This window comes from Segatella copri DSM 18205 (assembly GCF_025151535.1).
Classification (GTDB): domain Bacteria; phylum Bacteroidota; class Bacteroidia; order Bacteroidales; family Bacteroidaceae; genus Prevotella; species Prevotella copri.
The window spans coordinates 2,630,713-2,646,214 of sequence record NZ_CP102288.1 but is presented as its reverse complement, the minus strand read 5'-3'; the positions used below and the strand labels follow the sequence as shown (position 1 = coordinate 2,646,214).

At 43.0% G+C, this 15,502-nt stretch carries 14 protein-coding genes and 2 tRNA genes; 13 read left to right on the top strand and 3 right to left on the bottom strand.

Going from position 1 to position 15,502, the window contains the following annotated elements; translation table 11 throughout:
* The first annotated feature begins 86 nt into the window (after positions 1–86).
* The 9 genes from xerA to NQ544_RS11120 all read left to right on the top strand — a co-directional run bounded on the left by xerA (position 87) and on the right by NQ544_RS11120 (position 7,480).
* On the top strand, positions 87–1,043 hold the full coding sequence (gene xerA / locus NQ544_RS11160) for a site-specific tyrosine recombinase/integron integrase (protein WP_006848093.1): 957 nt from the start codon (positions 87–89) through the stop codon (positions 1,041–1,043).
* A 117-nt stretch (positions 1,044–1,160) separates the two neighbouring features.
* Positions 1,161–2,435 (top strand): methionine adenosyltransferase, encoded by a 1,275-nt coding sequence (gene metK / locus NQ544_RS11155; RefSeq protein ID WP_006848092.1) that lies wholly within the window; start codon positions 1,161–1,163, stop codon positions 2,433–2,435.
* A gap of 3 nt (positions 2,436–2,438) precedes the next feature.
* On the top strand, positions 2,439–3,464 hold the full coding sequence (locus tag NQ544_RS11150; protein ID WP_006848091.1) for a DUF4271 domain-containing protein: 1,026 nt from the start codon (positions 2,439–2,441) through the stop codon (positions 3,462–3,464).
* Between the two features lie 6 nt (positions 3,465–3,470).
* Positions 3,471–4,220, top strand: a complete 750-nt coding sequence (locus NQ544_RS11145) for a uroporphyrinogen-III synthase (protein WP_006848090.1) — start codon at positions 3,471–3,473, stop codon at positions 4,218–4,220.
* 21 nt (positions 4,221–4,241) lie between these two features.
* A complete protein-coding gene (gene rnpA / locus NQ544_RS11140) occupies positions 4,242–4,685 on the top strand; it encodes a ribonuclease P protein component (RefSeq protein WP_006848089.1) in 444 nt (147 codons plus the stop codon).
* A complete protein-coding gene (yidD, locus tag NQ544_RS11135; RefSeq protein ID WP_040553354.1) occupies positions 4,685–4,936 on the top strand; it encodes a membrane protein insertion efficiency factor YidD in 252 nt (83 codons plus the stop codon). Before rnpA ends, yidD begins: the two co-directional genes overlap by 1 nt.
* A 63-nt stretch (positions 4,937–4,999) precedes the next feature.
* Positions 5,000–6,301 (top strand): tyrosine--tRNA ligase, encoded by a 1,302-nt coding sequence (gene tyrS / locus NQ544_RS11130; RefSeq protein WP_006848087.1) that lies wholly within the window; start codon positions 5,000–5,002, stop codon positions 6,299–6,301.
* Positions 6,302–6,367: 66 nt separating this feature from the next.
* A tRNA-Gln gene (locus tag NQ544_RS11125) sits at positions 6,368–6,438 on the top strand.
* A 238-nt stretch (positions 6,439–6,676) separates the two neighbouring features.
* Positions 6,677–7,480, top strand: coding sequence for a gluconate 5-dehydrogenase (locus NQ544_RS11120; RefSeq protein ID WP_006848086.1), 804 nt, complete (start codon positions 6,677–6,679; stop codon positions 7,478–7,480).
* Positions 7,481–7,587: 107 nt separating this feature from the next.
* On the opposite strand, the gene NQ544_RS11115 is transcribed toward NQ544_RS11120, so the two are convergent.
* Entirely contained in the window at positions 7,588–7,863 is a 276-nt protein-coding gene (locus NQ544_RS11115) for an HU family DNA-binding protein (protein WP_006848085.1), read from the bottom strand.
* 228 nt (positions 7,864–8,091) lie between these two features.
* Here NQ544_RS11115 and NQ544_RS11110 point away from each other — a divergent pair, with 228 nt between their 5' ends.
* The 3 genes from NQ544_RS11110 to secDF all read left to right on the top strand — a co-directional run bounded on the left by NQ544_RS11110 (position 8,092) and on the right by secDF (position 13,271).
* The gene (locus NQ544_RS11110; RefSeq protein ID WP_006848084.1) at positions 8,092–9,030 is read left to right on the top strand and encodes a rhomboid family intramembrane serine protease; all 939 of its coding nucleotides are present in this window, start codon (positions 8,092–8,094) and stop codon (positions 9,028–9,030) included.
* A gap of 6 nt (positions 9,031–9,036) precedes the next feature.
* Positions 9,037–10,134 carry an endonuclease/exonuclease/phosphatase family protein gene (locus NQ544_RS11105; RefSeq protein WP_006848083.1) on the top strand — a complete coding sequence of 366 codons (1,098 nt, stop codon included), beginning with the start codon at positions 9,037–9,039 and terminating at the stop codon, positions 10,132–10,134.
* A gap of 119 nt (positions 10,135–10,253) precedes the next feature.
* Complete coding sequence (gene secDF, locus NQ544_RS11100; RefSeq protein ID WP_006848082.1) at positions 10,254–13,271, top strand: protein translocase subunit SecDF; 3,018 nt, start codon at positions 10,254–10,256, stop codon at positions 13,269–13,271.
* A gap of 146 nt (positions 13,272–13,417) precedes the next feature.
* On the opposite strand, the gene NQ544_RS11095 is transcribed toward secDF, so the two are convergent.
* Positions 13,418–13,489: transfer RNA gene (locus NQ544_RS11095), tRNA-Arg, on the bottom strand.
* A gap of 56 nt (positions 13,490–13,545) precedes the next feature.
* Between NQ544_RS11095 and NQ544_RS11090 the strand changes: the two genes are divergently transcribed.
* The gene (locus NQ544_RS11090) at positions 13,546–14,553 is read left to right on the top strand and encodes an endonuclease/exonuclease/phosphatase family protein (protein ID WP_006848081.1); all 1,008 of its coding nucleotides are present in this window, start codon (positions 13,546–13,548) and stop codon (positions 14,551–14,553) included.
* Between the two features lie 75 nt (positions 14,554–14,628).
* On the opposite strand, the gene NQ544_RS11085 is transcribed toward NQ544_RS11090, so the two are convergent.
* Positions 14,629–15,486, bottom strand: coding sequence for an enoyl-ACP reductase FabI (locus NQ544_RS11085; RefSeq protein WP_006848080.1), 858 nt, complete (start codon positions 15,484–15,486; stop codon positions 14,629–14,631).
* Positions 15,487–15,502 lie beyond the last annotated feature (16 nt).

Below are 15,502 nucleotides of genomic sequence, written 5' to 3'. Positions count from 1 at the left end.
TATCTTTGCGGCAGAGATCTTTTGTACTCTCCTGTCTTATGCAAAGACGATGCAAAGATACAATAAATTAAGGAAACAGACAAAAAATGAGGAATGAAATTATAAAGAACTATATGAGATACCTCAAGTTGGGGCGTAATTTCTCCAAAAATACGTTGGATGCCTATTACCATGACTTGAATTTTCTCTTGGAGTATGCTGATAAGAACAATTTGGTGCTGACGGAAATGAAATTGGAAGACTTGGAGAATTTTTCTGCAAGTTTGCATGATCGTGGTGTTTCTGCTCGTTCACAAGCTCGGATTTTGAGCGGAATCCGTTCTTTCTACCGGTATCTGGTGCTTGATGATTATATAAAAGACGATCCGACCGAATTGCTGGTTTCTCCCCAAATAGGAAAGCATTTGCCGGAGTATTTATCTGTAGAAGAGGTTGACATGCTTGAAGCGGCTATCGATTTGGAAAAATGGGAGGGACAGCGTAATAAGGCGATTATAGAAATCCTGTTCTCCTGTGGCCTTCGCGTTTCGGAACTTGTGAATCTAAAGAAAAGCGATGTGTTTGAAGAAGAAAAGTTTATTAGGGTCATAGGTAAAGGTAACAAGGAACGCATCGTTCCTATTTCTGGTAAGGCTCTGAAAGAAATCAATCTTTGGTATATAGACCGGAATCTGATGACAATCAAGCCAGGTGAGGAAGACTATGTCTTCTTGAATCGTAGAGGTGCTCATCTCACACGCAATATGATACTTATCATGATAAAAAATGCGGCTTATGATGCAGGAATCAAGAAAACCATTTCTCCTCATACTTTACGCCATAGTTTTGCTACAGCCTTGTTGAAAGGTGGAGCCGATCTGAGGGTAATTCAGGCCTTGTTGGGGCATGAAGATATTGGAACCACAGAGATTTATACTCATCTTGAAACTTCAGATTTGCGCAGAGCTATCTTGGAACATCATCCTCGAAATATCAAATATAGTGAAGAAAACCAAGTGCTTGATTCTGATAAAACAGACAAAAGATGCCCGAATAACAGATAAAGCACAAGGAATTGACGTTTTTTATATAGGAATATGACAAAATCTGAAAAAATATGAGTAACTTTGCAGCCGCAAAATAATGAATATCAATAATTAATAGAAATAAAGTAAGAAAATATGGCATATTTTTTTTCATCAGAATCAGTTTCTGAAGGACATCCAGATAAAGTGGCTGATCAGATTTCAGATGCATTGCTTGACCAGTTTTTGGCTTACGATGACCACGCTCATTGCGCCATCGAAACCTTTTGTACTACTGGTCAGGTAGTAATCATGGGTGAGGTTCGCTCTAACGTTTATGTTGATTTGCAGACCATTGCCCGCAAGACTATCAAGAAAATCGGTTATACCAAGAGCGAATATCAGTTTGACGGCGACTCTTGTGGTGTGCTTACTGCTATTCATGAACAGAGCGATGATATTAACCGCGGTGTAAGTCGTGAGGAGGATGAGAATCAGGGTGCAGGCGACCAGGGTATGATGTTCGGTTATGCTACAACGGAAACCGAAAATTATATGCCGGTATCACTCGACTTGGCTCAGCTCATCATGCGTGTACTTGCAGATATCCGCAAGGAGGGCAAGGTGATGACTTATCTCCGTCCTGACTCTAAGAGCCAGGTAACTATCGAATACTCAGACGATAATATCCCACAGCGCATCGATACCATCGTAGTTTCTACCCAGCATGATGATTTCATCAAGAAGGCAAATGGTGAGGACGATGATGATGCTATGCTGGCAAAGATTCGTGAGGATGTAATCAATATCCTGATTCCAAGAGTAAAGACTCACCTGAGTGATAAGGTGTTGGCTCTCTTCAATGATGACATCAAGTACTTCGTAAACCCTACAGGTAAGTTCGTGATTGGTGGTCCTCATGGAGATACAGGGCTTACCGGTCGTAAGATCATTGTAGATACTTATGGAGGTAAGGGCGCTCATGGTGGTGGTGCTTTCTCAGGAAAGGATAGCAGTAAGGTTGACCGTTCGGCTGCTTATGCTGCCCGTTATATTGCAAAGAATATGGTTGCTGCCGGCGTTGCAGATGAAATGTTGGTTCAGGTAAGTTATGCTATCGGTGTGGCAGAACCGGTTAGTATCTATGTAAATACTTACGGTAGAAGCCATGTGAATATGACTGACGGCGAGATTGCAAAGAAAATTGCAGAAATGTTTGATCTTCGTCCTAAAGCAATCGAGCGCCAGTTGAAATTGCGCCAGCCAATGTTCCAGGAAACTGCGGCATATGGACACATGGGACGTAAGAATGAGATAGTAGAGAAAACCTTCACCAGCCGATATCATGAGGCTAAAACTGTGAAGGTAGAACTCTTTACATGGGAAAAATTAGATAAGGTAGACGAAATCAAGAAAGTTTTCGGACTTTAAGGAATGGTGCAACAGGCAGATTCGATACAGACAGATGCCGCACTTGAGGCTGAATCGCAACAGCAAGTGCTCAGGCAACATAGCAGCCAGCTCACACCCAAAGAGGTGTTGAGCTGGCTGCCTAAGAATGCAACGCCAGCTCAGCAGGACTCCATGATTAGGGCACATATCAAGCCCAGTGAGATTCATTGGAGCGAGATGCCGGATACATTACACTTGCCAGGACATAAGGCAGGTAAGAGTTTTAGGGATGTAAGTTTGCCACAATATTATCGTGAGTCATTCTTTTCAAAAGATTCTCTGTTTCATCCGGAATTAAAGGGTGGACGCTTAGGGGTGGCAGGTGATCCTGTTCCCTATACGGTAGCTGGTGATAGCTTTATTACTTCATTGCTGTTGGTCTGTTTTCTCTTGGCTTGTATAGCATTCTCTAAATCTAAGCATTTTGTTATACGCCAGGCAAAAACCTTCTTCCGTACTCCACGCATCGGTACAACAGAGGTGACGGAGACCAGTTCTGAAGTAAGATACCAGTTCTTCTTCGTGTTGCAGACCTGTCTTTTGCTGGCAATCGGGTATTTCATTTATTCGAAAGCATCTATCAGCGATACGTTTATCGTAGACCAATATCAGGTAATCAGTATATATGCTGGTTGTATGGGGGGCTATTTCTTGTTGAAGGCGTTCCTCTATGTGATTTCTGGTTGGCTATTCTTTGAAAAGAAAAAAAATGTACAATGGCTCAAGGCATACTTGTTCCTTATATCATGTCAAGGAGTGGCCTTGTTCCCGATGGTGATGCTTTTGTCGTATTTCGATTTTCCATTGCAAATAGCAGTGATATACACGTTGACTATCCTTGGATTAGTTAAATTATTGGCTTTTTTGAAGGCTTACATTATCTTTTTTAGAAGAAATGGCGTGTTTCTGCAAATATTTTTGTACTTTTGTGCCCTTGAAGTGATACCCTTGTTCGCTCTTTGGGGTGGACTTGTGTTAATCAGTCATTATTTGAAAATAAACTTTTAAGACAAAATGATAAAGAAAATTTTAGTTTCTCAGCCAAAACCTGCAAGTGAGAAGTCTCCTTACTTCGATATCCAGGCTCAATATGGAGTAGAATGCGTGTTCCGTCCATTCTTTAAGGTAGAGGGACTCTCTTCTAAAGAATTCCGTCAGCAGAAAATAAATTTGCTTGACTATACTGCTGTCGTATTTACATCTCGTCATGCAGTAGACAACTACTTTAAATTAGCTAAGGAGATGCGTATCACAATTCCTGAAGATATGAAATATTTCTGTGTGATAGAGACTATCGCTCTCTACATCCAAAAGTATGTTCAGTATCGCAAGCGTAAGGTGTTCTTTGGTGATACAGGTAAAATTGATGGGTTGATGGGACAGATGGCTCGACATAAAACCGAGAAATATCTGGTACCATTAAGCAGTGTTCATAATGATGATATTGCCAACTTGCTTGATGAGAAAAAACTCAATCATACAGAATGTGTAATGTATCGTACTGTAAGCAATGATTTCTCAGAAGAGGAAATCAAGAACTTCGATTATGATATGATGCTTTTCTTTAGCCCAACAGGTGTAAAGGCTCTGAAGAAGAATTTCCCTAATTTTGAACAAGGGAATATCGCTGTTGGCGCTTTTGGTCCTGCTACAGCAAAAACGGTTGAAGAAGAGGGCTTACGCCTTGATCTGGAGGCTCCTAATAAAGCTTTTCCATCTATGACAGGTGCCTTGGCAGATTATCTGAAACGTCATAATAAATAGGAAATATTTAATAGAATAGATATGTCAACAGACAGAAATAAAACATTCGGAAAGAAAGAGCATCTATGTAAACTGACACTTATAGAACAGCTCTTTGGAGGTGGTGCTAAAGCAATGACGGCATGGCCAATGAGAATGGTGTTTCTTCTTGTTGACAAGAAAGATGAGCAAGCCCCTTCTGTTCAAGTTCTTATCAGTGTATCAAAGCGTTATTTTAAGCACGCAGTAAAACGCAATCGGGTAAAGCGACAGATACGTGAAGCTTTTCGTTATCAAAAACAAGAGCTGGAGACTTGTATGCAGAATTATGTTGGAAAACAATTGCTTGTGGCTTTTGTTTGGCAAACAGAACAATTGCAGCCTTCAAAGCTGGTTTCAACCAAAATGACTAAACTTTTGGAAAGATTGGTTGATAATATCAAGGAGATGCAATCTGAAACAGTTATGAAAGAGAGCAGTTTATGATGAAGATTCTCTTTATGATAGCACATGGCATGAGAAAGGTGTTGGTATGGATTCTTATACTGCCGATATTGTTTTATCAGAAGTGTATTACTCCTTATACGCCACCTTCCTGTCGCTTTCAGCCCACTTGCTCAGAGTATGCGAGACAAGCCATCCTGAAGCATGGTCCCTTTAAGGGACTGGCTTTGGCTGTTTGGCGCATCTTAAGATGCAATCCTTGGGGTGGTTCGGGTTATGATCCCGTACCGTAAGTTTCCGACTGTATTGTTGGGCCCCTTATACATATTATATAATATAATAAAAAATCATATTCTATGGCAAAAAATTTTGTTGAAGAATTGAAATGGCGTGGTATGCTGGCGCAGATAATGCCAGGTACTGAGGAATATCTCAACACCCACATGGTGTCTGCCTATCTCGGAACCGACCCTACTGCAGACTCTCTGCACATCGGTCACCTTTGTGGTATCATGATGTTGCGCCACTTGCAGCGTTGTGGCCATAAGCCTTATCTCCTCGTCGGCGGTGCCACGGGTATGATTGGCGACCCTTCTGGCAAGAGCCAGGAGCGCAATCTTCTCGATTCAGAGACTCTCTATCATAACCAGGAAGCTATCAAGAAGCAGGTATCTAAGTTCCTCGACTTCGATGGCAATGAGCCTAACAAGGCAGAGTTGGTGAACAACTACGACTGGATGAAGGACTTCACCTTCCTCGATTTCGCTCGTGTGGTTGGTAAGCATATCACTGTAAACTACATGATGGCGAAGGATAGCGTGCAGAAGCGCTTGAACGGTGAGGCTCGCGACGGCTTGTCTTTCACTGAGTTCACCTATCAGTTGCTCCAGGGCTACGACTTCCTCTATCAGTATGAGAAGTATGGTGTTCGTCTCCAGTTGGGTGGTAACGACCAGTGGGGTAACATGACTACCGGTACTGAGCTGATTCACCGTACATTGGGTAACGATGCAGAGTGCTTCTGCCTCACTTGCCCATTGATTACCAAGGCAGACGGTAAGAAGTTCGGTAAGACAGAGAGCGGTAACATCTGGTTGGACCGTAACCGCACTACTCCTTACGCTTTCTACCAGTTCTGGTTGAACGTAAGCGATGACGACGCAGAGAAGTATATCAAGATCTTTACCGACCTCGATAAGGAGACTATTGATGCTCTCGTAGAGGAGCACAAGCAGGACCCAGGCCGCCGTGTACTTCAGAAGCGTTTGGCTGAGGAGGTTACCATAATGGTTCATTCTCAGGAGGATTTGGATATGGCTATCGCAGCCAGCAACATCCTCTTCGGTAAGGCAACCAAGGAGAACTTGGCGCAGCTCGATGAGGCTACATTGAATGATGTATTCGCTAATGTTCCTCACTACGACCTCGACAAGAACCTGCTCGGTGGAACTGCTGTAGATCTCTTCAATCAGGAGGGCATGCAGATTTTCCCAAGCAAGAGCGAGATGCGCAAGCTCGTTAAGGGTGGTGGCGTTTCACTCAACAAGGAGAAACTCGCTGCTTTCGATCAGGTTGTAACTGCTGATGACCTGATTGACGGTAAGTATCTTTTGGTTCAGAAAGGTAAGAAGAACTACTTCTTGATTACCGTTAAGTAATCGTTAAAAGTATTGAAAATATTTGGTAGTGGAGAAAAAATCCACTACCTTTGCATTCGATTTGCTTGTCCTATGGTGTAATGGTAGCACTACAGTTTTTGGTTCTGTCAGTGGTGGTTCGAATCCGCCTGGGACAACAGGTCATAAATAACCCTTCAAGTCTTTGCGGATTTGGAGGGTTATTTTGTTTATAATAAAGTTCGGATACAACAAGCTCTTTGCATCTATTATAGGTCAATTTTGATGAAAAGTAGGCAATAAAATGAGAAAATAAGTAAAAAGGGTGCATCTTTCGTATTGATTTAGGGTGATATTCAAAATTATTTTGTATCTTTGCCCTCGTAACAAATCAAACAATTTATAAAAAATAAAAGTATGGACTTTAACAAACTATTCTCATTGGAGGGTAAGGTTGCCCTCGTAACAGGTGCCGCATACGGTATCGGTTTCGCTATTGCTGAGGCTTATGCCAAGGCTGGTGCTAAGATTGCTTTCAATTGCCGCAGCCAGCACCACATGGATCAGGCTCTTGCAGATTACAAAGCAAAGGGTATTGAGGCAAAGGGTTATATCTGTGATGTAACAGATGAGGAACAGGTGAAAAACATGGTAGCTGACATCGAGAAGGAACTTGGTGTTATTGATATTTTGGTAAACAACGCAGGTATTATCAAGCGTATTCCTATGACAGAGATGTCTGTAGATGACTTTAAGCAGGTTATTGACATTGACCTCACTGCACCTTTCATCGTATCTAAGGCAGTTATCCCTGGTATGATCAAGAAGGGTCATGGTAAGATTATCAACATCTGTTCTATGATGAGCGAGCTGGGCCGCGAGACAATTTCTGCATACGCAGCTGCCAAGGGTGGCTTGAAGATGTTGACACGTAACATCTGCTCAGAGTATGGTGAGTACAACATCCAGTGCAATGGCTTGGGCCCTGGTTACATCGCAACTTCTCAGACAGCACCTCTCCGTGAGCGTCAGGCTGATGGTAGCCGTCATCCATTCGACAGCTTTATCTGTGCAAAGACTCCTGCAGGTCGCTGGTTGGAACCCGAAGAGTTGGCAGGTCCTGCTGTTTTCTTGGCTTCAGATGCTTCTAATGCAGTGAATGGTCACATTCTCTACGTAGATGGTGGTATCTTGGCATATATCGGAAAGCAGCCAAAATAAAGGATCAAACATGAAGATTTAAATTTGAATAAACTTGAATAGAATAAAAAAATATAGGGCAGCCATAAAGGACTGCCCTATATTTGTAATTAAAATAATCTTTACAATTATTTGTTGATTGCATCTGCAAGCTCAGCACCAGCCTTGAACTTAGCAACCTTTTTAGCTGCAATCTGGATCTTCTCCTTAGTAGCTGGATTGATACCCTCACGAGCAGGACGCTCGTTAATGCTGAATGTACCGAAACCTACCAACTGGATCTTGTCACCTGCAATGAGGGCTTCCTTCAATGCGTTTGTTGTAGCTTCAAGAGCGGCCTTAGCCTGTGCCTTTGTAATCTCAGCACCTGCTGCAATCTTGTCAATCAATTCTGTCTTGTTCATAATTTTTCGTTATTAAATGAATAATATTGTTGTTTCTTAGTTGAATTCGTTTACAAATATAGCTTTTTCTTGTGAAAGTTCAAATAAAAAAAGCAGAAAAGTGATGAAATTATTGAAATTTAAGTGTAATAAGTCTATTTTTTGGTGTTTTCACGGATATTTTTCGTAATTTTGTCGCCAAAATGCAAATATTAGTCAGATTATTAAACTGTTTATAGAAATAAAGTTATGCGCAATATTCCAATTGTAACAAAGAATTTGCTGATAGTGAATGTAGTAGCATTCCTGGCATGCATGCTGATGGACAAGAGTATGGGTGGCGGTTCTGGCCTGACAGATATGTTTGGGCTTCATTTCTTCCTGGCATCCGATTTCCATATTTATCAGTTAGTTACCTACATGTTTATGCATGGTGGTTTCCAGCATATTCTCTTTAATATGTTTGCCTTATGGATGTTTGGCTGTGTGGTTGAAAGAGTTTGGGGACCAAAGAAATTCCTTTTTTATTACATAGTGTGTGGAGTGGGAGCAGGTTTGTTCCAGGAAGCTGCACAGTATATTACCTATGTGGCAAAGGATATGGCAGCTTATGATTATGTTAGTGTTAATGGTGCCAGAATAACAATGGAGCAATATCTGAACCTATGGACTACCGTGGGTGCTTCAGGAGCTATTTATGCCATATTGCTTGCCTTTGGTATGATTTATCCAAACGAGCGTCTCTTCATTTTCCCGTTGCCAGTTCCTATTAAAGCTAAATTCTTCGTGATAGGCTATGCTGTCATTGAATTGGTTTCAACATTCTCTCTCTCTGATGACGGTGTGGCTCATATTGCCCATTTGGGAGGTATGGTCTTTGGATTCTTCCTGATCCGTTATTGGCGTAAGCAGATTGGTAATGGTTACTATCAGTCTAATTCTGCTGATGCATTCGATAAGTTGAAAGGTATGTTCGGTGGAAAGCGTCGGGCAGGTAGAACGCATTTTACTTATACCAAGAATGAATCTTATAATCAGACTTATGAACAGGATGCTGAATGTAAGACCAATGAAAAGGTCGTATCTCAGGAAGAGATAGATAGAATCTTGGATAAGATAAGGAAAAGCGGTTATGATAGCTTGACTCAGAGTGAAAAGCAGATGCTCTTTGATCAGAGTAATAAGTAGGAAACAATGTTTAAAGGATTTAAGGAATTTACATATAAGATGGTAGCTGGTGCTAATGTGGCAACTATCATCATCATGTTGCTGGTGGGCTTTTCTGACTTTTTTCAGCCGGAAAAGTTCGCCGCATTGGCTAATCTTGGCTTACTTTTCCCGGTTTTTCTTATAGTTAACTTAGGTTTTTTGCTTTTCTGGTTGCTCTTCCGGTCTAAGTATGCCATTATTCCATTCTTAGGCTTCTTGATCTGTTTTGTTCCTGTCCGCAAGTATATGCCAATCAACTTTTCTGGCGAAACTCCAAAAGGTTGTATCAAAGTTCTATCATATAATACCTGGAATTTTGGTGCACAGACAGAGGATGCCGAAGGAACTAATATCTGTATTGCTTATCTGCAGGAGCAGGATGCTGATATTGTTTGTCTGCAGGAAGCATGTCCTACTTCCCGGAATATTGAACAGATAGATAGTATGCTCAAGCCTATGTATGCTTATCAGGATACAACGATGCACGTGAATGGCGGAAATTGTCTTATGTTGCTCAGTAAATACCCCATTCTTTCGAAAGAGCGAATTCCTTATGAATCGAAAGGAAATATGAGTGTAGCGTATCGTCTGAAAGTGAAAGATAGAGAGGTCCTTCTCATCAATAATCATTTGGAAACTACCGGCTTAAGTTTAGAGGACAGACGCCAGTTCAAGAATCTGGTTATCGGAAAATTGCAGGTTGATACTGCAGAAGAAACGTCCAAACTGCTCGTTGTAAAACTTGCCGAGGCAACAAAGAAACGGGCTCCGGAGGCTGAGGCTGTAGCAAAATACATTCAGCAGCATAAAGAACAGAGTATTATTTTGTGCGGTGACTTTAATGATGGTCCTATCTCTTATGCTCATCGAACGATAGCTAAAGATTTGACGGATTGCTACATTGCAAGTGGTAACGGACCGGGTATCAGCTATCATCATGGAGGCTTTTTTGTTCGCATTGACAATATCATGTGTTCAGACGATTGGGAGCCTTATGAATGTAAAGTTGATGATAAAATCGCCGTTTCAGACCACTATCCTATCATTTGTAAGCTAAAAATGCGCCCTAAAAAGCAAAAATAGAGCAAATTATTCTTATATAAGAAAAAAAATGCTTATTTTTGCACAACTTTATGGAGGTTTTTGAAAGAATCCCTAAAAGTAATTGAAAAGAAACAAATAATTAATAACAATAAATAGAAATGCAAAACAAAGGAATTGTAATTTGTGTAGCCGTCTTACTGACACTCGCAAGTATCTTCTATTTGTCATTCTCGTTTGCCACACGTTACTATGACAGCGAGGCTGCAAAGATTAAAGATCCTATTGCTCAGCAGGATTATAAGGATTCTGTTAAGTATTTAGGTGTTTATTCTTACCAGAACTGCTTGGAGACTCAGATTGGTCTTGGACTTGACCTTAAGGGCGGTATGAATGTAATTCTTGAGATTTCTGTACCTGATGTACTTGAAAACCTTGCCGATCATAAGACCGACGCTGGTTTTACCAATGCCATGAAGGAAGCTAGAGCTCAGGAAGAAGCTAACGGTGGTGACTTCGTGTCACTTTTCATTAACGCTTATCATAAGAGCGCACCAGGTCATAAACTCGCAGAAGTGTTCGCTACCCAGCAGTTGCAGGGCAAGGTTTCTCCTCAGAGCAGCGACGCAGAGGTAGAGAAGGCTATCCGCGCTTCTGTACAGGATGCTATTGATAACTCTTTCAATGTTGTCCGCACCCGTATCGATAAGTTTGGTGTTGTACAGCCTAACATCCAGAAGTTGGAAGGTCAGCAGGGCCGTATCATGGTAGAAATGCCAGGTATCAGCCAGCCAGAGCGTATGCGTAAGATGCTCCAGGGTAGTGCAAACCTTGAGTTCTGGGAGACATACAACTCAGAGGAAATCGCTCCTTATCTCCAGCAGCTTGATACTCGTATCGCTAATGGTGATAACGGTGAGGAGAAGACAGACTCTGTTGCTGCTGATTCAACTGTTGCAAAGAAAGAAGTTGCTAAGGCTGAACCAAAGAAGGCTGAGGCTAAGTTCTCTATCAAGAAGAAGGACGATGCTGCAAGCAAGGTAGGCGAGGATGCTCAGAATGCTGCTGCTATCAAGGCTCACCCATTGTTGGCTCGTTTGCAGCTCGGTGGTGGTTTGAGCACTGTTGGTTATGCTAGCGTTCGCGATACTGCTGCTATCAACAAGATTATCTACTCTGCTGTGGCTAAGCGCGTTTTGCCATCAGACTTGCGTCTGCTTTGGAGTGCTAAGCCAGCTGATAACCTGAAGGCTAAGAATATCTTCGAGCTTCACGCCTTGAAGGTGACTACCACTACAGGTCGTGCTCCTTTGGAGGGTGATGTAATTACCGATGCTAAGGATGAGTTCGACCAGATGGGTTCACCTGTTGTTAGCATGAAGATGAATACTGAGGGCGCACGTAAGTGGGCTCAGATGACCAAGGCTAACGTAGGTAAGGCTATTGCTATCGTTTTGGATGGCGTAGTTTACTCTGCTCCTCGTGTAAACGGCGAGATTGATGGTGGTAGCTCTCAGATTTCCGGTAACTTCACTATCGAGGATACCAAGGACTTGGCTAACACATTGAAGTCTGGTCGTATGCCAGCTCCTGCACGTATCGTTCAGGAGGAGGTTGTAGGTCCTACACTCGGTGCACAGTCTATCCAGATGGGTATTGTATCATTCGTTGTAGCTTTCGTACTCCTGATGGTTTACATGGTGATGATGTACAACATCATTCCTGGTATGATGGCTAACCTGGCATTGCTCGTCAATGTATTCTTCACACTCGGTATTCTGACGTCCTTCCAGGCAGCCTTGACATTGCCAGGTCTTGCCGGTATGGTCTTGTCTCTGGGTACTGCCGTGGATGCCAACGTGCTTATCTATGAGCGTATCAAGGAGGAGCTCCGCTCCGGTAAGGGTATGAAGCAGGCTGTAGCTGCCGGTTATGGCAACGCTTTCTCTGCTATCTTCGACTCTAACTTGACATCTTTGATTACTGGTGTTATCCTGTTGACTACCGGTACAGGTCCTATCCGTGGTTTCGCTACTACATGGATCATCGGTATCGTAGTTTCATTCTTCACTGCTGTGTTCCTGACTCGTCTGGTTTACGATTACAAGTTGAACCACGATAAGTGGATGCACTGCAAGTTTGATACTCCAGTTTCTCACAACCTGATGCAGGGCAAGAAGTATAAGTTCATGTCTATGTACAAGACTACCTTCACCGTTGCCATCGTAGCAGCTGTGGTATTCATCGGTAGCTTCTTTGTTCGTGGCTTGAGCAAGAGTATCGACTTCACTGGTGGTCGTAACTATGTAGTACAGTTCGAGAATCCTGTAGAGCCTGAGCAGATCCGTACTGTTCTTGGCGATGCTTTCGTCAATGCAGACGGCACCAAGGCAAATACTGGCGCTATCGCTATCGGTACAGACGGTAAGACTATCCGTGTATCTACCAACTATATGATTGAGAGCAACAGTCCAACTGTTGACGATGAGGCTGAGACTATCCTTTACAACGCCTTGAAGAAGGCCAACCTGGTTTCTCAGAAGAGTGTTGAGGCATTCAAGAATCCAGACGTTCGTCAGGGTGGTTCTATCATCAGTAGTACAAAGGTAGGTCCTTCTGTGGCTAAGGATATCACTATGGGTGCTATCTATAGTGTGCTCTTCGCATTGATTGCTATCTTCCTCTACATCCTGGTACGTTTCCGCAACGTGGCCTTCTCTGTAGGTTCTACTATTGCGTTGGCATTCGATGCCTTGACAGTAATCGGTTTCTACTCACTCCTGTGGGGTCTCGTTCCATTCTCATTGGAGATTGACCAGACCTTCATCGGTGCTATCCTGACCGTGGTAGGTTACTCTATCAACGATAAGGTGGTTGTGTTCGACCGTATCCGTGAGAACTTGAAGTTGCATCCTAAGGGCGACCGTCAGCAGCTCTTCAATGCATCTATCAATGAGACATTGGCTCGTACCATCAATACATCTACATCTACATTGCTCGTGTTGCTCTGTATCTTCATCCTCGGTGGTGACAGCATCCGCAGCTTCTCATTCGCAATGATCCTGGGTGTTGTATTCGGTACATTGTCATCTATCTTCATTGCATCTCCAATGGCTTACATCGTTCTTGGTCGTAAGATTAAGGAAGAGCCAGCTGAGGTGGTTGCAGAAGTTAAGTAATCAGAAACTCTTCATTCTTTCTCTTTCCGATGTATGTCGGATAGAGAAAGATACTGGAAAGAATATAAAAATAATAAAGGTCGCTTCCTGATTGTCAGGAGCGACCTTTATTGTTTTATCATCTCTGGAATGATAAGGAAAGTACGTGGTCCCACCGAGAATCGAACTCGGATCAAAGGTTTAGGAAACCTCCGTTCTATCCGTTAAACTATAGGACCATTGTAAACCGACTGCAAAGATACATCAAATCGTTGACAATACAAAATAAAATGTTATGTTTTTCACTCTCATCTTATCAAGTTTCCTCACTTTTGTGGAGTTGAACTGCGAAAACCTCTTCGATACGAGGCATGATTCGTTGAAGAATGACTATGAATTCCTGCCACAGAGCAGTTACAAGTGGACGCCTTATCGTTATTGGCGCAAGCTGGCAAATCTTTCCAAGACTATAGTAGCTTTGGGGTATGAAGATTTGTCGCTTGTTGGTACCGCCTCCCCAGATAATCCGTCAAGACCCTCGGAGAAGTCCTGGCATGTTCCCGATTTTGTGGCGCTTTGCGAAGTGGAGAACGATAGTGTGCTGTTTGATTTAACCCGGCGTTCAGCTCTTCGCGGTGTGAATTATGATTATGTGATGACCGATTCGCCTGATGAACGGGGCATAGATGTGGCTTTGCTTTATCAGCCATCTTCTTTTGCGCTTATACAGTTCCGGTCCATCCGCATCAAGCCGCTGCCTGATACTCGTCCTACGAGAGATATTCTCTACGCTTCGGGGCGGATTATGAATGATGATACGCTCCATGTCTTTGTATTGCATGCGCCTAGCCGTCGTGGCGGCGAACAGGTTTCGCGTCCCTACCGCCTGCAGGTAGCCAGCCAGCTGGTTTCTGCTGTAGATTCTATCTATGCGCTCAATGATAGTGCAAGGATTATCGTAGCCGGCGATTTCAACGATTATTCCGATTCTCCGGCTCTTTGTTATCTTTATCAGCATCACCTTGTTAATATATCTGTTGGTGTCAAAGGCTCTCATGGTGCCAAGGCTACTTATCGCTGGCATGGAGATTGGCGAAGTCTTGACCAGATTCTCTTCAGTCCTTCGCTTTCCCGGCTTAAGATGAGTTGTCAGATAGGAGATTTGCCATTTCTCTTAGAAGATGATGAGAAATATGGCGGAAAGAAACCTTTCCGCACCTATCTCGGTCCACGATATTTGGGTGGATACAGCGATCATCTTCCGCTTGTTGCCAAGTTTAAGATAGAGGGTGGATATGAATAAAAAAACAGGTATGCTCAGATTTTTTACTGAACATACCTGTTTGTATATTAGTGAGATTTTTTCTCTTCTGCCTGATTATCCGTAGATAACATTACCGTTCTCATCCTCATAAGGAGCCATATCCTTAGCATACTGGTTCATGGCACGGAGGCTCATACCCATTGATGAGAAACCACCATCGTGGAAGAGGTTCTGCATGGTTACCTTGCGGGTGAAGTCAGAGAACATCATCACGCAGTAGTTAGCGCAATCCTCAGCTACGGCGTTTCCGAGTGGAGACATCTTGTCGGCGAAGTCCATCATGTTCTCGATATCCTTGATACCCTTACCTGCTGTTGTAGCTGTAGGGCTCTGAGAGATGGTGTTGATACGCACGTGCTTCTCACGACCGTAGATGTAACCGAAGCTGCGGGCGATACTTTCGAGCATGCTCTTGGCATCAGCCATATCGTTGTAACCGAAGAATGTACGCTGAGAAGCTACGTATGTGAGAGCTACTACAGAACCCCACTCATTGATAGCATCCAACTTCTTGGCTACCTGCAACATCTTGTGGAAAGAGATAGCAGAGATGTCCAATGTCTTGTTCAGGAAGTTGTAGTCGAGGTCATCGTATGTACGATGCTTGCGAACGTTAGGGCTCATAGCTACAGAGTGGAGCACGAAGTCGATTTTGCCACCGAGTTTCTCCTGAGCCTCTGTGAATACCTTTTCCAAGTCTTCTACGCTAGTCGCATCAGCTGCGATGATAGGAGCGTTGATCTGTTCAGCGAGCTTATCCAGCGTACCCATACGCAAAGCCATAGCTGTATTACTAAGTGCGATAGTAGCACCCTCTTCAGCAGCCTTTACAGCTACTTTCCAAGCGATTGATTCCTCATTGAGTGCACCGAAGATGATGCCACGCTTGCCTTTTAACAAATTGTGAGTCATTGTTATCTTAATACTT